Annotated in this window: 15 protein-coding genes and 9 pseudogenes; 5 read left to right on the top strand and 19 right to left on the bottom strand. The window is 58.4% G+C overall.

The window, feature by feature from the left end:
- Positions 1–28: 28 nt before the first annotated feature.
- The 6 genes and pseudogenes from MUBE_RS13525 to MUBE_RS13510 form a co-directional block, all read right to left on the bottom strand.
- A complete protein-coding gene (locus tag MUBE_RS13525) occupies positions 29–1,915 on the bottom strand; it encodes an ABC transporter family substrate-binding protein (RefSeq protein WP_116540934.1) in 1,887 nt (628 codons plus the stop codon).
- Between the two features lie 62 nt (positions 1,916–1,977).
- Positions 1,978–2,805, bottom strand: a pseudogene (locus MUBE_RS18590) (large ribosomal subunit assembly factor BipA); the annotation flags it as partial.
- Between the two features lie 26 nt (positions 2,806–2,831).
- Positions 2,832–3,046 (bottom strand): annotated as a pseudogene (locus tag MUBE_RS20595) (hypothetical protein); the annotation flags it as partial.
- Between the two features lie 131 nt (positions 3,047–3,177).
- Positions 3,178–3,411 (bottom strand): hypothetical protein, encoded by a 234-nt coding sequence (locus tag MUBE_RS20590; RefSeq protein WP_165849874.1) that lies wholly within the window; start codon positions 3,409–3,411, stop codon positions 3,178–3,180.
- A gap of 44 nt (positions 3,412–3,455) precedes the next feature.
- Complete coding sequence (locus MUBE_RS20585; RefSeq protein WP_424399103.1) at positions 3,456–3,689, bottom strand: NUDIX hydrolase; 234 nt, start codon at positions 3,687–3,689, stop codon at positions 3,456–3,458.
- 128 nt (positions 3,690–3,817) lie between these two features.
- Complete coding sequence (locus MUBE_RS13510) at positions 3,818–5,101, bottom strand: mannosyltransferase (RefSeq protein WP_207801717.1); 1,284 nt, start codon at positions 5,099–5,101, stop codon at positions 3,818–3,820.
- Positions 5,102–5,207: 106 nt separating this feature from the next.
- Between MUBE_RS13510 and MUBE_RS13505 the strand changes: the two genes are divergently transcribed.
- Positions 5,208–5,810 (top strand): hypothetical protein, encoded by a 603-nt coding sequence (locus MUBE_RS13505; RefSeq protein WP_116540922.1) that lies wholly within the window; start codon positions 5,208–5,210, stop codon positions 5,808–5,810.
- A 46-nt stretch (positions 5,811–5,856) separates the two neighbouring features.
- Positions 5,857–6,795, top strand: a complete 939-nt coding sequence (locus MUBE_RS13500) for an Rv1157c family protein (RefSeq protein WP_116540921.1) — start codon at positions 5,857–5,859, stop codon at positions 6,793–6,795.
- Positions 6,796–6,889: 94 nt separating this feature from the next.
- Here the strand turns inward: MUBE_RS13500 and MUBE_RS13495 are convergent.
- The 4 genes and pseudogenes from MUBE_RS13495 to MUBE_RS13480 form a co-directional block, all read right to left on the bottom strand.
- Positions 6,890–7,021, bottom strand: a pseudogene (locus tag MUBE_RS13495) (DUF1059 domain-containing protein); the annotation flags it as partial.
- A complete protein-coding gene (locus tag MUBE_RS13490; RefSeq protein ID WP_116540920.1) occupies positions 7,002–7,610 on the bottom strand; it encodes an HhH-GPD-type base excision DNA repair protein in 609 nt (202 codons plus the stop codon). The gene MUBE_RS13490 and the pseudogene MUBE_RS13495, both read right to left, overlap by 20 nt.
- 211 nt (positions 7,611–7,821) lie before the next feature.
- Entirely contained in the window at positions 7,822–8,028 is a 207-nt protein-coding gene (locus MUBE_RS13485) for a DUF5302 domain-containing protein (protein WP_116540919.1), read from the bottom strand.
- Between the two features lie 16 nt (positions 8,029–8,044).
- A pseudogene (locus MUBE_RS13480) lies at positions 8,045–8,509 on the bottom strand (PPOX class F420-dependent oxidoreductase).
- 80 nt (positions 8,510–8,589) lie between these two features.
- Here MUBE_RS13480 and MUBE_RS18585 point away from each other — a divergent pair.
- Complete coding sequence (locus MUBE_RS18585; RefSeq protein WP_243633076.1) at positions 8,590–8,790, top strand: DUF1697 domain-containing protein; 201 nt, start codon at positions 8,590–8,592, stop codon at positions 8,788–8,790.
- A 441-nt stretch (positions 8,791–9,231) separates the two neighbouring features.
- Here the strand turns inward: MUBE_RS18585 and MUBE_RS13470 are convergent.
- Positions 9,232–9,619: pseudogene (locus MUBE_RS13470) on the bottom strand (GntR family transcriptional regulator).
- Positions 9,620–9,652: 33 nt separating this feature from the next.
- On the opposite strand from MUBE_RS13470, the gene MUBE_RS13465 reads away from it, so the two are divergent.
- The gene (locus MUBE_RS13465) at positions 9,653–10,375 is read left to right on the top strand and encodes an SIR2 family NAD-dependent protein deacylase (RefSeq protein ID WP_116540918.1); all 723 of its coding nucleotides are present in this window, start codon (positions 9,653–9,655) and stop codon (positions 10,373–10,375) included.
- Between the two features lie 25 nt (positions 10,376–10,400).
- Here MUBE_RS13465 and MUBE_RS18580 read toward each other — a convergent pair.
- The 4 genes and pseudogenes from MUBE_RS18580 to MUBE_RS20580 form a co-directional block, all read right to left on the bottom strand.
- Positions 10,401–10,964 (bottom strand): annotated as a pseudogene (locus tag MUBE_RS18580) (methyltransferase domain-containing protein).
- Between the two features lie 62 nt (positions 10,965–11,026).
- A complete protein-coding gene (locus MUBE_RS18575; RefSeq protein ID WP_243633075.1) occupies positions 11,027–11,203 on the bottom strand; it encodes a hypothetical protein in 177 nt (58 codons plus the stop codon).
- Positions 11,181–11,420, bottom strand: a complete 240-nt coding sequence (locus MUBE_RS18570) for a hypothetical protein (RefSeq protein ID WP_243633074.1) — start codon at positions 11,418–11,420, stop codon at positions 11,181–11,183. Before MUBE_RS18570 ends, MUBE_RS18575 begins: the two co-directional genes overlap by 23 nt.
- 328 nt (positions 11,421–11,748) lie before the next feature.
- Positions 11,749–13,819, bottom strand: a pseudogene (locus MUBE_RS20580) (MMPL family transporter).
- A gap of 331 nt (positions 13,820–14,150) precedes the next feature.
- Between MUBE_RS20580 and MUBE_RS19170 the strand changes: the two are divergent.
- A complete protein-coding gene (locus MUBE_RS19170) occupies positions 14,151–14,282 on the top strand; it encodes a hypothetical protein (protein WP_116540917.1) in 132 nt (43 codons plus the stop codon).
- 187 nt (positions 14,283–14,469) lie between these two features.
- Here the strand turns inward: MUBE_RS19170 and MUBE_RS13435 are convergent.
- From MUBE_RS13435 to MUBE_RS13420, 4 genes and pseudogenes are all read right to left on the bottom strand, one after another.
- Positions 14,470–15,186, bottom strand: a pseudogene (locus tag MUBE_RS13435) (SDR family NAD(P)-dependent oxidoreductase); the annotation flags it as partial.
- Positions 15,187–15,198: 12 nt separating this feature from the next.
- The gene (locus tag MUBE_RS13430) at positions 15,199–16,293 is read right to left on the bottom strand and encodes a CaiB/BaiF CoA transferase family protein (protein ID WP_116540933.1); all 1,095 of its coding nucleotides are present in this window, start codon (positions 16,291–16,293) and stop codon (positions 15,199–15,201) included.
- A gap of 137 nt (positions 16,294–16,430) precedes the next feature.
- A pseudogene (locus tag MUBE_RS20575) lies at positions 16,431–17,101 on the bottom strand (CPBP family glutamic-type intramembrane protease).
- A gap of 210 nt (positions 17,102–17,311) precedes the next feature.
- The gene (locus MUBE_RS13420) at positions 17,312–17,551 is read right to left on the bottom strand and encodes an SDR family oxidoreductase (protein ID WP_133297124.1); all 240 of its coding nucleotides are present in this window, start codon (positions 17,549–17,551) and stop codon (positions 17,312–17,314) included.
- Between the last annotated feature and the right edge of the window lie 237 nt (positions 17,552–17,788).

Raw genomic sequence — 17,788 nt, 5'->3', positions numbered from 1 at the left:
CCAGTTTTGCACGATTTCCCTTTTATGCCTAAGGCCCGGTTTTGGTCCATTGTCCGGCGTCGCCGACGATGCCGATCGGTACAGCTCCAGAAAGATTGACATTCTGGACGTTCGAACTGGCCGCAACGATCGTGGTGTCCTGCAAGATCGGCAACACAGTCGACATGTTCCACAGTCGCGGTTCGACCGCGTTGATAACGTCGTTGATGTTCTTGCTGCCATTGAGAGCGGCATCGATATTTGACTGGATGCTGCGATCGCAAATGCCGGTGAGATTTGATGGCGCCCGAACCAGCGCACCCGGCTCAGGCGAGCGACTGGACGTCATCGGTGTCGACGGCTGCGGCAGGCCGGCAGGCGGTGTAAGCTCGGCAGGGTCGGAGGGATTGGCCGCCGATGCGTTGGAGGTCAATACCTCTGTCGCCTGTAATGCGGGACAGCCGTACCGCGAGGCCAGTGACGTCGCCAAGTTTCCGCCAGTCTGGTGCCAGCCGACGATCGCATCCACCCGGTTATCGTTCAACGCGTCGCGATAAAGCACCACCGGGTCCAGCGCCAGTACCGTCGCGGCGATACCGACATTGCGCAACTGGTCGGCAGCCGTATTAGCCACAGCCACCGATGTCGGATCGTTCGACGCGACGCCGATAAACAGCGAAAGTTGTTGCCCCTCCTTGCTGATCCGGGCACGAATGACTTCCGGCGGTCTGGTACTCACCGATGCTGTCGAATTGGGCGCCGGCGAAGCCGACGTGGTAGCATCAACCTGGAATCCGGACGCGGTCAACAACGCCATCGCCGCTGACGTGGTCATCACCGACGGCGCGGTCGGCTCATAGCCAGGATCACTCGGCGATCGGATCTGGGCTTGGTCTAGTGTCACGGTGTTGTCGCTGCCGGCCCCCACAGCGGCCAGTAGGTCAACATCGAGCAATCCCAAAATCGCCTTGCGGACCCGGATGTCAGCCAGCTTAGGCACGTTGGCGCGCAACGTGAACTGCATGACCCGCGGCGTCACAATCCGAGCAGTCCGCACCCCGGGAATTGCGGACAACTGGGCGAAGGCGGCGGAGCCGCCATGCACCTGGGCTAGCTGGGTATCACCGTTGCGCACAGAATCGGCCAGCGTGGCCGGTGCGCCGGCACGACGGAAGAGGATGAGCCCGGGTTTGGCGGGCGGTCCCCAGTAGCGGTCATTGCGGGCAATCAGGATTTCGTCGCGCTGCGGGTCGATGTTCTCCACCCGAAACTGTCCGCCAGTGACCGGCAACGTCCGGGCCAGCCCGGCCGCGAAACCACCCGGCACGTCCTTGACGATGTGCGCCGGCAGGATGTTGCTGAATAACTCCCTCCAAGCTGGATACGGTTGCGCAAAGGTGACGACAGCCTGCTTACCGCCCTCAAGTGACTGCACACCAGTTATCAGGTCGTATCCGGCCGGATCGACGACGCCGGGCTGACTGACCATCTGTCGCCACAAGTACCAGAAGTCGTCGGCTGCGATCGGGGCATTGTCAGTCCACTGCGCCTCGGGCCGGATCTTATAGATCACCGTGAACGGATTTTGGCTGGTTACATCGGCGGACACCAGCAAGGTCGGGTCCATGTCCCAACGTGAGCCGGTCGGCGAGCTGGGATCGGGTGCCGGCCGAAATGCGCTCGGCAACACCAGCGCGCTGACCGCCGCGTTTACCGCCGACAGATCGGACAGCAGATGCGGGTTGAAACCCGCGCCGATCGAATCTATGCCCATAATGATCTGGGTGATCCGCGGTGGCGGTGAGCTTCGCGGCGTTTCGGTGCTTTGCGGTGCCGGTGGCGGGCTGACGGTACACGCCGCCAACATCAGATCCACCAGCGAGATCAGCACAGCCATCGTCACGACAACGCGGCGGGCTCGTCTGGGCACACCCATCAGGGTATCGAGCACCGATCCCGCAGACCCAGTGTGATCACACAACGCATGTTGCGCCGGAGTTAGCTCCGCGCCTTGACTCGTACCCGGCTACGACCCCGGGCGGTGGCGTGCAGCTCGACCTTGCGCACCTAAACAATCTCGGGCATCACCTCAACAATATTGGTCGGGCGAGCAGAATTCCATCGTCCGCTCCAAGTTCAGCTCGAGCGACTTGGCCAACGTCTCAATGACATCAGCGGTCGAAGATTGTATACTTACTCCCTATCTGCTCGCGGGTGACATTGATATCGAGGTCATCCGGGCGCGGGTTGATTCTGACGACCATGCCCTGGTTATGTGTCCTGGCCAAGCTAAACGAAGAACTGGCCCCAATCGGCGAGTTGAAGCAGAACGAACGGCGTAATGGCGTCTGTCCGGTCGAAGATCAACGTGCCCGATTCCTCTTGCCTGGCTTGGATCTCCCCGGCCCACGGCTGATAGCCGTCTAACACAGCGTTGGTAACGCCGGTACCGCAAGCACTTAAGCATAGCGTGAAGCCAATCAAACCACGACTGGGCACAATGAAGTCCATCCCGCACCCAGCCCCGCAGCATGGTTGACTATCTTCTCCATACGATCCTTGCGGCCAGCTATCAACTGGGTGATCGCGTCGACGAACTCCTCGGAACAGTCGATCGTCATCGCCTCGAACGGCTTATGTAGCCTGCCATCAATCGTGCGGGCGACCACCTGCAGCTTGCCGACCGTGAGCCCGAACCTTTACCCAAGGCATCATCTTCACGAGCATGGCCAACACCAACTCACCTCGGCCCTACGCCTTCCACGCGTCGAGTCAGTCGATATCCATCACAGACATCGACACGTTGCCGACCAACTCAACGTCCAGCTAGTCACGAACCATCCACCCGGCCCACTTGCTCGGACCACTTTGATTTTACTCCACCGATCGCGGCAAAAATACGCCATTTTCTCGGCCACTGCGCCCGATAACGGTACACAGATCGGCTGAGAATTCACCGAAGTCAAAGAAGCGCCCGCTGCATTCCCGCAGTTCTTCAAGCCTTCTTACCAACGTGAGGTACAATAGTAAATGAGCGATTCCCCTCGTCACCTATGTCGGACCTCATACTGGTTGACTGCTCGGTAGTGGCCCAGGACTCGACAGTGCGCCAGCATTAGGTCGCGGTACCCGGCTGACCACACCCGTGATACGCAACCTGTTAACAGGATCCCATATCATGAACATTACGGTTTCCATTTACCACACCGTCCAGACAACCATCGGAATTTTGATCGGCATGCAAATCTGACTACGGTCTTGTGAAGTTAATGCTGTCCAGTTCACATCGGTTAGCTTCAATAGCACTGTGTGCAAGCTGGGTAGTGACTGTTGCTTTTCCCAGTGCTTGCTCAAAAGACCCCAAAACAAGCCGGATAGCCAGCCCCGATCGGTCAGCGCCCAGTCTACATCGTCCAGTTCCACCGCCATCACCTAGCACAATGCGCAGTAGTCCCACGGGTGGGATTCGCCGCGAATCAGATACACGCGATAGGCTCGCAGCGTCGTCGTAATCGCTCACCGCAATAGTCGCCATCTAGCCGACCGCCTATCGCGACGTTAGTGGCCTCAAGTCCCAGCTCCTCAGCCACCTCACGAGCTCGTGTCTCACGCTCGGCTTCGTCGGCCACAACCTTACCGCTAGGCAGTTTCCCGGCGGCCCACCAGCTCCGGTAGCCGAACCCGTTGAGCCACCAACACTGCCCCGCCACAGATAACCGCCCCAGCAACATCGCTATTCATTGGCACAGCAACTTTCGCTCCAGTAACGCATTCTGCCGGTGGTTGCATCAAGAATAGCATTCGCTATAGCACACGGTATCGACGGGATCATCGGCGACTAGCCGGCGGTGGAGCATTTCCCGGTAACGGCAATCCAAATCAAAGTCACCAGCGCCGCCGCGATGTAGGCCAGGCCGCTCCAGGCCAAATACCATGGTCGGCCCAATTGCCAGATGGTCGGTTGGGCGAAACTGAGCAACCACGGCACACCGATGAAGCTCAGCGCCAACCAGCTCCAACCCACAATCCGCACACCGGGGCGTTCGCTCAATGTCCCGTGAATAAGCCAGATCATCAGCGGCACCAGCCATACCCAATGATGAGTCCAGGAAATCGGCGAAAGCAGTAGCCCGAACAACTCGACCACCAGCAGCTTGCCCAGCCGGTCGGACCGATTGAGCGCACGCCAGGCAACGACCGTCACTACGGTCGTGATGGCAATCGCCACTAAAAACAACGGACTCAGGCCGGCGTCGTGGCCCAGGATCCGCGAGATGCCGCCGCGCCACGATTGATTGAACGAGGTGGCGATGGGGCCAACTCGATGGACGTCACCCAACAGCTCAGTGAAGTAGTAGCGAGTCTGATCACCAACAACGAAAGCCGATACCACGACGGTGACACCAAACACGGCCACCGACAACGCGGCTGCGCGAACGCGTCGGGCACCGAGAAAGTAGACAGCCGCAATCGCCGGCGTCAACTTGATTCCGACTGCCACGCCGACTAGCAGTCCCGATAGCCAGCTACGCGTGGTGTAGACGGCCCACAGTGCCCCCAGCATCAGTAGCACGTTGATCTGACCGTAGTCGAAGGTGCTGCGCAGCGGCTCAATCCAGATGGCAATCGCCGTCCACAACAGTGCGATGTGATGACCGGTATCGGCGGAAACACCCAATAAGCGCTGACTGATCCGAACTGCGCCATACAACGCGACGATCGTGACGATCTGCCACAGAAACGCCACCAGACCAAACGGCAACAGATGCAGCGCGTAGAAGACGGCCGCTGCAAACGGCGGATAGGTAAAAGGGAGTGGGAAGTCCGGCGTCTGGTCAGCGTACACGTAGCTGTACAGGGTGCCGGGATGGTCGATCGTGGCCGCACCGCCCAAGTAAACATGCAGGTCGACGAAGTTTGCCCCGTTGGGCGCCAGGTAGGTCCAGGCCAGTCGCGCTGCGATGCTTAGGGCCAACAACAACGGCGCGACAGCAGTCAACCAGCCCGCTGACCGCCGGGTGTTAGGTGCCGGCGCGGTGGCTGTGATGTCGGTGGTGGTGGTGGTGTCTATCTGACCGACTCTAGCTACCGCGTCGGATTGCTTTGCCATGGTCACTTCCATCACTCATCTGGGTAACGATCAAATAAATGTCACACGTGTCACTTGAGTAACATCAGTATCAAAGTAGCTTCAGGGCCGGACCCGTAGTCGATCATCAGGGAGAGTCATGACCATCATCTGGACCTATTTGCGCGCAACCGCCATAGTCCTCGGTTCATCCGCCGCGCTGCTGACGGGCAGTATTGCCCACGCCGACACAATGCCGGCACCAGCTCCGATACCTGGACCCGCACTGAACATTCCGCAACAGCTAATCAGTTCGGCGGCCAACGCACCACAGATTCTGCAGAACATTGCGACGGCCCTAGGTGCCACCCCACCGATCACGCCGTCGGCTCCGGGGATCAGCTTTCCCGGATTAACCCCGGCGACGGCCGTACCCGCCTCTCCCGCGGCGACAATCCCGCCTCTTCCCGGGAGCATGTCACCGGCGGCAGCCAACGCCACCAACCCGGCGGCAGCCCCTGCCATTCCTGGGCTCAACGCTCTGATTCCGGGACTCACCGCGCCGGCACCTGCGGCACCCACCGTGCCGACGTCCACCTTGGGGGTCCCGCAGGCCAAAGTGGATATGCCGGCAATGCCGTTCTTGCCGATGAATGTGCCTCCGCAAATTTCGCTGCCAGGTGACCTGCAGGCGCTTGCCTCGGGCGTACCAGTCGCAGCCGTGCCGGTTTCGGCTCCGACACTGCTGTCCGCCCTACCGTAAGCAGCCGTTTAGACGGCTAACTTATCATCGAGGACTAGAGAACACCGTGGCAAGCACTTGGAACCTGTCCAAAGGTTTAGCCGCTGTCGTCGTGGCATCGGCTGCCGCGTTCGGACATAGTCCGAACGCGGCAGCCGACTCAACCAACCCCTCCACTCAGCAATTACCGGGCCTGCCAGCGTTGGCTCAGTTGAGTCCAATCATCCAGCAAGCGGCCAACAACCCTCAGCAAGCGACACAGCTGCTCATGGCAGCGGCATCAGCGTTCACCCGGAATCCGACTGCGCCCACCGAGTCCAAAAACCTGGCCGCATCAGTAAACCAGTTCGTGCAGGAGCCAACCAATCCGAATCCCGGGGCTTCGGCCCTCGGCGTGCCCGCTCCTGTGGCCAATAGTGTTACCCCGCCGGACACCACCCTGGTGCCTCACCTGCCATCTGCAGGTATAGCGCCCGGCGCCCAGGCTCACCTGCCGACGGGTATCGATCCAGCTCACGCGGCTGGCCCAGCGACCGTCGCGGCGCCAGCACCTGTCACTCCGACGTCGGCTGCGGCGGCCCCAGATTTCGGACCCGACACCCCGCTAACACAGGACTTCATATATCCCTCGATCGGCACCAATTGCCTTGCAGACGGCAGTAGCTCGATTGCAACAGCGCTGTCAGTAGCAGGGCCAGCGAAAATCCCGCTACCCGGTCCCGGTCCCGGTCAGACCGCCTACGTGTTTACCGCTGTCGGAACACCTGGGCCCGCCGATGTCCAAAAGCTGCCCTTGAACGTCACCTGGGTGAACCTGACCACCGGCAAGTCTGGGAGCGCCACGCTCAAGCCGCACCCAGACATCAATCCGGACGGACCAACCACGTTAACCGTAATCGCCGACACCGGCTCGGGCAGCATTATGTCAACGATTTTTGGGCAAGTCACCACCAAAGAAAAACAGTGTCAGTTCATGCCCACGATCGGCTCCACGGTAGTGCCATAACATTATGAGAGCCGCGAACGCGCACATACACACCGCTTACGCTTACGGAGTATAAGCTGTACCGGCACACATCTTTGCTGCAGTGGAAGTTTAAGTAGGCCAGGAACAAAATCGTGTCACGGTCGTACTCCAGGCCCGGCTGCACGCTTGCTAAGTGAACCGGGGTGAGTTCGACTCGTTTGTCTTCGTCCTTAACGGCGACAGGTTCACCGTACGAACACGTTATGTGGGTTTTCCGTTGCTGCCTTTTCCTCTGCTGCCGCCTTCATCTGCTTCTTATGCGATCGCACCTGATCGAGCGAACAGGCGTCAACTATATCGGCGACAGATATGTAAGTACCGGGTTGGCCGAACTCTCCAGCCGCCGCCCGCCAGCCTTTCGGCGTCACGCCGCACTGCTTGCCAAGCAACGCCAGAAAGATCTGCGCTTTCTGTTCACCAAAACCAGGAAGCTCCTTGAGTCGCCGTAACAGCTCGCTGCCATCGGGTTCACCAGCTACCCACAATGCGGCCACATCGCCGTCGTAGCGGTCCACGATGATCTGCGCAAGGGCCTGGATACGCTTGGCCATTGATCCCGGAAACCGGTGTATTGCAGGTTTTTCTGAGCATAGCACAACAAATTCGTCCGGATCATGGTCAGCGATATCGCGGACGTCGAAACCGCCCATCCGATCCGCGATCTTCTTAGGTCCCGCGAAGGCCGTTTCCATCGGCACTTGCTGATCAAGCAGCATGCCGACTAGCAACGCGAAAGGATTGACATCCAGCAGCGCGTCGGCAGCTAGATCTTGGACAAGCTGGAATTTCGGCACCCAAGCATCTTAAAGCCGTAGACAAAGCGCCCCCGAAGTGGGGCAGAGGACACCCCTGGTTCTAAATGGCTCAGCAAGCCAGTTTCGGAATGACTTCAAGCTAGAAAAATTCGCCGTTGTGGCACCACTTTTCTCCAACTCAGCTAACGTGCTGGCCACAACAGCACAAAACGCGTTGTCGCCAATAACTATGATAAGAAACCACGACGGGCTAGCTGCTTTTACGCCGGAATTCCCGACGATTTGCCACCGGACCATGAGCCCGTGACCGCCTGTTGCCACCGTCCTTATGATCAGATCCGCTTGACGATTTCGTCATCTTGCGATTGAGGGCTTCACGGAACTTGTGCTTGGTGTCATCCGCTGAGTCCGACAACCCAGAAGGCTTTGTATCTTGCGAAGAGTTCGATTCAGCCATACAGGGAGCCTAACCGCTACCACATTCCTGGAGGAAGGCCGTATCCATACGAGATTGGCAGTGTTAGCAACACCCGCCGATCGGTCACCATCGCCTGCCGGTATTCGTCCCAATCCGAATGTTCACCGGCGATGTTACGGTATAAGACAATCAACGCTTCGACAGTGTCATCATCATAATGCTGTCGCGGAGGGCATCAGCTCCGCTGCGCCCTCCGCGACAGCATTATGACCATCCGTCGTCATTATGACCATCCGTCGTCGGCGTCGACCAGGATCGAAGCCCGTGGGTCCCGACGCAGGTTACGCGTTTTGGCCCGCGGCTCGGTAATCGAAACCCGAACCGCTATGTCACGCGGATCGAAGTGATACTGCACATTCGACAGCTGGGGACGCCCATCACGTTTGATGGTGGCCAACACCCCGATGGAGCTCCCACCGATCACGGCCAATAGTTTGTCGTCGAAGACTTGACGTGCCATACTGAAAGCCTACGTCGCACATATAGCAGGCCGGCCCCAAATTACGTCACTGCCCTGCGGCCTGATGAAATTTGCAGATCATGACCCAGTTCGCAGCGTCCCTTCGCGGTGTCAATCTGAAGATTGCCGAGATAGCCACCGGGCTGACAAAAGCCGGATTTGCCAATGTGTGCACTATCCTGGTGAGCAGCAACGTACTTCTGCAGTCGTCCTTCGGTGTTGCTACTTCGCGAAGGAAGACTGGAGCCGCATTGCACGAGCAGTTCGGTTACCAAACCTAGGCGTCATTTTACAATATTAACGATTGTGATTAACGATTGTGCGGACCATTTTTCGCGACTTCGCCCTTTCGAACGCGAGGTTGACAAGTGCCAGCCCTACGTCACATTCGTCGCCGACGAAGCGGTGCTCCATAAGCTAACCGCACGTGCCGACAACAATTATTTGAGTTGGAGTCCGAACCATAAAAGCAGCCGGGATGACGGCATCATCTACTGACAGGTCCCCACGGGCAGCAACATCGGCAAGACGATGAGCAACCCGCACTACCAGTTGCCGACCACGATTCGTAAACTACACACGCTAGCCATAGTGTTGGGAGCCAAGCCGGGCTAGGTACCGCTGAATCACAGTCGATCTGCTACCGACTGCTGATGGACCTGCAGTCCGAACGAGCACTCGTTCGAGCTGATTCCTTAGTGCGCCAACAGATTTCCCGGAGGTCAGCCGACCTGAGGTAGATTCCAGTTATAGGGCACGTTGGTGCGACAGCGGATGACGTCGGACTTGATCAGCCTCAACGCCCGGGCCACTTCGGCATAGCCGTGGGCAGCAGCTGCCATCGCCACGTCGGTAAGATCGAAGCGGAAAATGAACGTACCAAAACACTCCTGAGTTTCCACGATCGGCGCCGACTCCAGCTCACGGTGGGCACGGGGCCATGGTGTTGGCCGCTATGCCGAGATGACCGGTCAAATGGCGTACCGTTGAGAGACGGGTGCTGGGAGGCAACGCACCAGCCCGGACTCCGTCAATCACCTGGTTTCTAAGCTGGCCAAATAACGGATTGCCAGCCTTCACGCCAACCCGTAACCAATCCTGCAGCTCCACCCAGTATCTCCCGAGCCCAGCTATCTTGGTGGGATGCGAGTGGCGGTGCTGAGTGGTGCGGGGATTTCCGCGGAAAGCGGCGTGCCGACATTCCGCGACGACAAGGACGACAAGAATGGATTGTGGGCACGCTTCGACCCTTACGAACTGTCCAGCACGCAAGGCTGGAAACGTAACCCGAAGCGGGTCTGGGGATGGTACTTGTGGCGCCACTACCAGGTGACCAATGTCGCACCCAATGACGGACACCGCGCTATCGCCACCTGGCAAGAGCAGGTCGAAGTCAGTGTTATCACGCAAAATGTTGACGATTTGCACGAGCGCGCTGGCAGTACACCGGTGCACCACCTGCACGGCAGTCTTTTCGAGTTCCGTTGTGCGCGCTGCAGTGTGACCTACGCCGGTGCACTGCCCAAGATGGACGAACCCGCCCTGGAAGTGGACCCACCAGTCTGCCACTGCGGCGATCTGATCCGGCCCAACATCGTGTGGTTCGGTGAACCGTTACCTGATGAGCCGTGGCGACGCGCGGTGGAGGCAACCGAAACCGCAGACATCATGGTGGTAGTTGGTACCTCTGCGATCATCCACCCGGCGGCTAGGCTACCCGAGCTGGCACTGTCGCGTGGCGCAGTCGTGATCGAAGTCAATCCCAAGCCCACACCACTAACCAAAAACGCCACGATCAGCATTCATGAGACCGCAAGTCAGACACTGCCAGGACTGCTGCAGCAGCTGCCTGTCCTGTTCAAGTAGGAACACTCGGGAACCACGCTAGAGCCTATAGTACCCGACCCAACACTAACTCCGACACCGGCAACGTCCACTCCCGTCGCGAAGTATCTACCTCGAATCCGGAGTCACAATCGAGCGCTCTGTGTTGCGATAGGTGTGACAGTTACCCAACAGCCTCGGCCAGAACGTCACGTCAGCAAACTGCTACAACTGGCCCCAAGCGGCCGGCACTGACCACATACTCAAGATAGCACAGCGGCCCGCCTGGCTGGCCGAAGCAACAAACTTAACCATTACAGCACTCCCGTCGAGGTCGCGGACCACGCAAAGCACGAGCGAGCACACCACCACGTCAAACGTCTGCTCACCACTGAACTCCTCCGTCCTCTCACCAGTAACAACAACCCGAACAAGCGCACCAGCGGCTGCCGCGTGAGCGCGCGGTCACGCACGACTCAGGCTCGAGAGCGATGACCTGTTCGACGACCTCCGGGTAAAAAGCAAAGCTTGTGCCTACACCCACACCGACTTCTAGTACCCGACCCGACACGCCAGCCAGGTTTTCCCGGCGAAGAACCCATAACGCGGTGGCTTCATGGGCCGCGGCGATAGGTCAGACGCAGGCGAGAAACGGGTTGTCGACCGTGACTGACGGAACCACCGTAGCCGACGTTATACCCGCAACTCCTCCGGCGGTCGATGCACTATCACCCAATCCACCAGCTGCCGAGAGCTGGCGTCGGCGCCCACTAGCCTCGCCACCGTATGCCCGCAAACGATCACACCCAACACCCGGTCGGCGAACACATCGACGTCAAAGAACAGTTTAAAGTGTGGCCTGGCGATCAACAGGGGCTGCCACCCCGTGGGTAGCCCTCCACAATTCCAAGGTAATGGTGGTCGGATCGTTGGTCCGATAGACACCCTCATCCATCAACGTCTGCGCCGAGACACACACGTGCTCGAACGCCGAGCTGTCCAGGGTAATATCGACGTTGTTCCTCGACCGCCACCGGACCACGGTGACAAGACCGTATAACTCTTGGTTCTGAATTGCGAACCGCACACACGCCAGTCCTTGGGCACACAATCAATCCGTCCACAGGAGATAGCTGTCCAATCGCCATCCGCTCCATTTCTTGTCCGAGTCTGGCCAAGTAGCGTGCACACATTGCACCCACCAGGGCGTCTTTGTCCTCGACGTACAAGCTGCATCGACTTCAGCGTAACGCCGACACGCTGCGCCACCGTTCGGGTCGATACTGACTTGACGTGCCCGGTTTCTCGCAACAGTTAGGTTGCCGCGTACAGAATTTTGTGGCGGAGCCGAGCACCCGATCCACGGGGACACGGACGTGGTGAAGGCCACCTATCGACACGCTAACCCATGTGTATCACCGACTCCTCGGAGCGGAATGCTGGTTATGCTGCACCGAAACCTCGGCTGACTGAACGGATGCGATCGCCGGTTCTGCTGGCCCCTCGTTGATGCCAGACCAATCATGCAACCACACTAGGGGCCTGGGCGCTCGCCAATTCCACCGGCCCATCACATGCACGAATGCCGGAACCAAGACCATCCGCACCAGGGTGGCGGCCGCGGCGACAGCCAATGTCAGGCCGAGACCGACCATTCGCATGAACGACATGTGGACAGCGAGCAACGCCGCGAACAACATTGACATCACCAACGTAGCCGGGGTGATCACCCGGCCAGTACGAGCCACACTCTCGTCGTTAGCGGTTCGAACCTAGGCTGCACTTCGTCTCGCCAGACAAGCAGCCCGCGAAGCGAGCCGCTACTCGGGAATCCTAGCCGCCAAGAATACCTCGTAATCCACGGGGGACAAACCAAACGCGATGCAGAACAACCGCACAGGCATGTTGGCCACCAGCGTCCCACTCGGGGTTTTCCCCAACGCACTGAGACAGCCATCCTGGAAAATCTACACTCAGAGCGCCGAACGCTGCGGTCAGCGACAGGACATTGCACATCAGCGACTTCACCGGCAGCACCACGCGCTGCCAGTGAGACCGAACAGCAACACGAACATAATGGCGGCCATCACAGCCCCAACACCAACGGAAGTCGGTTCATAACCGTGTCGACGCTGTCGCGGCTGACCTGCGTGACACTGGCCATCGCAACTGAATCAGCCGGCCAATCCGGCCACTTCGTGCAGCCGCTTGAGCTGAGTGTCGGAGGTTCGTGAAAACAGCGGCGCCGAGCTGTCTACGGTCAAGAATACACTGCCGTTGTCCAACCCGGCGGCGACCGCCAGGTGTCTGGAAACCCCCACTTAACGCTAGTGAACGGAAATCCAGGCAACGCTAGCAGCGCGATAACAGCCAGACCGATCGGCACCCAGCGGCGCATCACAAGTTTGCTCAACCGGTACCAGAACGTCTACTTAACTACTTAACCGGTTTATGATTCAGCTCGAGACAACCCTGGTGCCTCAACCGTACCCGGCGCATCGGCCAACGCACGTCCAATGCGTTTAGCCGCGGTCCCAGCGGGAAGATCGCAGCCGAAGTTATCTCGATGGACTACGTCGTGACGAAAGCCATGTTGGCCACACCAAACATTAGGAGAACGACTTCAGAAATTACATCGAGAAGGCCACCGTCGCCGACATCGACAACGCCACGGTGACCGTGGAGAACAGCACGGTGTGACCGGAAGTGACTACAGTCGGGATCCGTGCCTCACCGCGGTCACTACCCCCAGCTAACTTGTCGTGATAGCGGCTGACGATCAGCAGCGTGTAGTCGATGGCCAACACGAGGCTCATCGCTGTGCTCAGGTTGAGCGCGAAGATCGACACTTATGGTTGTCAACGTCACGAATCGTAACACCGACATTGAGCCGACAACGGCTAATGCACCGAGAGGCATTGACAAAGCCGCCGCCAGCAGTCAACCGAATACCGAGGCCAGTGCCAGGAAACTCAGTAAAATTGTAATCATCGCCATGACCAGCAGGTCATTCTGATCCTGCTTGTTAATTTGCGCGTACTGTATGGCCGGGCTACCGGCAATACAGTACGACGATGCCGTCGTGGTCGTGGACGAGTTCGTCGGACAGGGTTTGTGTTGTTCTGTGCGTTGCTTTCACCGCCTTTGAAGCCGACTACGATCGACCCTGACTGGCCGTCAATGCTGACTAGATCGTTTGCTCGCCGGGAGCCTCGACGCGAGGCCGTGTCCACGCCGACGTGGCGTTGTACACCAATAACCAACCGTTGCAAGTGGTTAACGAGGTCAGTGCCCACCTTGCGGGCTTGTTCTCTGATGGCACCTGTGGGTGCGGTTACCGCGATGAGCATCTGCTGACCGCTCTGCCCAAAGTTGTCGGTCAACAACTGGAATTGCGAGGTCCGATTTCGGAGTTCGGACCTCGGAAGACAGGCTTTTTATGCCGAAGACTGCCGCAACGATGCAGACCAAAACTCCAACTATCATGACTCATTGCGGTGCTGCGATGGCCTGTCGAGCTATGCTCTGCAGCATATCTGCATGCTTCCACCGCCAATACCGGTCACGCTCGCCCCCGAGCACCTATCCTCGGCAACTTAATCAACGATATAGGTTGCACGCACCTACCAACACCTGTCCTAGGCACGGATACGGGCGCTGGGATGGTTCACCACAATGCCGATCTCATGGCAGATGCTGCAGGCAGACAGACGAGGTGCCCAACGCAGGGCCTCAACCTACCCACTGGTACGAATTGCCACCATTTTCCGAATCGTGACTCAAAGATTCCTTAATAGCGACTTATAGGCTCAGTGCCATGTGGATCGACGACTCGAGTACGGACGTCATCAAGACTGATTTTGAGGCTCTCTATCACGGCGACATGCTGGTGGAAGGCGAAACCTCGGAACAGTTCGAAGAGTGGAATCCGTTGCCTACGGCAAGTTGACCGCAGCTTACGAGCTTGCTTGCACGGCTACTCATGGCCGAACCCGCTATCATCCGATGATTTCGCTGGTAAATCGTTCTTGTATTAATTTTAATTTCCTGTATCCGAAGTCAGCCCCTCGCATGCTAAGGGCTGACTTCGTTGCCTGGTCTGAAATGTTGTATAGTCGAAAATCCGGTTGGCTCAGCGGGTCGCTCATGTGGATCGCGCCACCCCGCCTGATGACCTCTACCGCTGAGTATTGGATTTTCGATGATGCGCATAGCCAGTGCCCCATACTCGTCTGGGTTACCTAGCGCCACGCTGGATGTAGCATCCTAATTACCCAACGGCGCTTTGGCCTCCTCGGGCAAGGAAGCTAGCAGAAGCGTGTTGAAGAGGCCGGATGCGCTCGTGACTACCCGGATGTCGTGGCTGGCCAGGTGCCGTACGATCAGCAGAGCCATATCCACCGCGCCACCTTTAGACGCGGAGTAGACAGCTTGGCCGATCTCTGGCCGTCGAACGCCGCTACGGGAGCAATATTGATTATGACGCCATATTCCTCTCCAGCTGGTCCAATGGGTTTGGTCTTGGCGATCTGCTCGGCACCTAACTGCAGCACGCTGAAGGTGCCCACCAGGTTGATGTCTATAGTCTTGAGGAAGGAAGCTAACGGGACCACGCCGTCGTAGCCCAGCATCCGGATGGTGTTGCCGGTGTCAGCGCAGTCGACCACGATACGTAGCTGCCTCGAGGTCGGCTGGCGCGAAATGCGTACGACCGCCGAGCTCACAAACTACATTGTCATTTTGATGTCCTGCACGACGACCTGCGTCTCATCATCCAGCAGCTGCTTGATGGTGACCATACCCAAGCCTGATGCACTACCGATGACTGCTGCGACGGCGTCTCTGATATCCATGCAAACCCTTCCCTAATCGTCCCAACTAGTGAGTACCGCTTTGATGTCGGCCACTGACGCCGCCGGAAGGCGAGGCCGGCCCAGTGCGGTGCGTGAGAATCGTGGTGCGGGCATCGGTTGCAGACCACCGCTCGCCTCATAGAAGGTGCACCGCTCGATTATATGCGTCTCGGTATGTACCTCACCGAACGCCAACACCGGCGTCACACAGGCGTCAGAGCCAGCGAACACCTTGGTCCAATGATCGCGGTCGCGACTAACGAACGCTGTAGCCAAGCGTGCCCGCAGTTCGGGCCAGCGGGTGAGGTCATTTTGCGACGGCAACTCGGCAGCGTCCAGACCCAACCCGGCCAGCATAGCCGTGTAGAACTGCGGCTCGATAGCGCCGACGGCAACGTAGCGGCCATCAGCGCACTCGTAAGTGTCGTAGTAGGGCGCGCCACCGTCGAGCATGTTGGTGCCACGCGTGTCGGACCACATGCCCGACGCGCGCATCGCCCACATCATTTGCACTAGTACGCTGGAGCCGTCGACCATGGCGGCGTCAATGACCTGTCCTTTGCCGGAGGTCTGCCGCTCCCACAGCGCCGCCAGAATACCGACCAGCACAAACATCGAGCCGCCGCCGAAGTCACCTACCAAATTAAGTGGGGGAACCGGTCGCTCGCCCGCCCGGCCGATGGCGTGCAGGACGCCGTTCAATGCGATGTAGTTAATGTCATGACCGGCCTGCTGGCTGCGAGGGCCGGTTTGTCCCCAACCAGTCATCCGGGCATAGACCAGCCGGTCATTAACCGCGGCGCAGTGCTCGGGACCAAGGCCAAGCCGTTCGGTGACACCCGGGCGGTAACCCTCGATCAACACGTCAGCCCTGGCAACGAGCTTGAGCACCAACTCGCGTCCCGCGTCGGATTTGAGGTCGACGGTAACCACGCGTCGGTTGCGCAGCATTGCGTCCTTAATGACACCGCTACCGTCATCGCTTTTGGTCGGTCGATCGACGCATACCACATCGGCGCCGAGATCCCCTAAAATCATCGCAGCGTGCGGAACCGGCCCGATGCCGGCCAACTCAACAACGCGTAGCCCACTGAGAGGCCCGTTCAACGTAACCGCCACGATTGACCGACCTTTCGCCCACCCGAACGCTGTCGACCTATGCCGAAATGAACAATCCTGTCGTTGCCTATTCTTCGCAGCTACCGTCGATGGCTCTGTACCCGGTCTTTAGGTTGCTAAAAGATTTAGACGGCGAACAATGAAGGAAGTGTGCGAACCATGGTCAGACCCCACACGACGTAGGTCAGGATCGGACATCAGCACTCCACCGGTCGCTCGGCACTCCAAGGCGCATACGGTCCCGAGAACGACTGCCGCGCCGATGAGCATAAGACTCCCGCTGGCCATGATCACGCCCATAGACAGGTAAGGTCAAAATCGGCACCTGCTGATGATACCCCAGTGCGGTGTAGAACGCGCGACGGAAAACATCTCCTCGGCGATCACGTTGACCACGGTAATCAGCGCGATCACCAAAAACGATCCGTGAGCGGCGAACTGCAGCATGCGGGCGATCGAGTCCGAAACACCCGGAGTCTGCTTGCCGACCAGCCCGCCTTGCAGGAAAATGCCGCCGAGCAGCAGACCAATGGCCACCCCTCCCCCGTGATGACCATACGTTAGTTGCGGTCGTGCCAATAGATGCCGCCGAAATATAGCGGCCCCTAGACGACTGCGCCGGTAATCCACACGGCCGCAAGCATCAATGTCAAGCAGTAGAAGCTCAACTCGCCCAACACGCGTCGCGGCGACAACCCCAACACCGCTGCACTAAATCACTAGGTGTGCCGACGACGATGCGCCATCGGCACACCACTGAGAATATTTCATATTGTGGCACAGTAACATTAGTGATCGCTCAACATAGCTTAGCGCGCATGTCGGTTCAGGAGAGAGTGCTGGGCTGCCTTATACAGGATGTGCTTTCAGAATCAAAGTAATACGCACAGCAAGGTCGGTACCAGCGCACCGGCGATCGGGCTGGAGAAGCTGTTCACCAGCCCGATTGTGAGCCGCCGAATGCGTAGCACACTCGGTGAGACGGTCAAGATAGGACAGTGCGTCCTTATTTAAAAACGAATACATCCAAGTAGACAGCCCGTGGTACCTGGCGCAACGGAAACGACGCCCGCGTTAAAGCATGATCAAACGTGTCAGAAATGACCAGTACGACGCTGGCTGGACGAGCAGAAACTTGCAAAGCCGGGTTTCGAGTGGCTACCAACGTTTGGCCACGGCCCACAAACAACACCGCGACTAGGCACGAACTCAAATTGCCGGTGACACCGGTCAGCAGAATCCGCACAGCATCCAACCTAATCGGAAAACCCACAGTCAAATAGAGCAAATCGCTGGGGCATGTCAACAGTGGCCAAGATGCCGAAATTTGGAACCCTTCCAGCTATACCAACGTGATTCCTTGTATAATTCAGCATTTAAAGGATTCAATTTGTTTTGTGTTGTTTTGTGTTGTTGGTTGGTGGTGTTGAAGCGAGGTTTTGGTCTGTTCTTATCTGGGGAGAGTCTAGCCAGTGTGACCATG

The sequence above is a fragment of the Mycobacterium uberis genome, assembly GCF_003408705.1.
Taxonomy (GTDB): domain Bacteria; phylum Actinomycetota; class Actinomycetes; order Mycobacteriales; family Mycobacteriaceae; genus Mycobacterium; species Mycobacterium uberis.
Note: the sequence above shows the minus strand (reverse complement) of the source record. Positions and strands in the feature narration are given on the sequence as shown.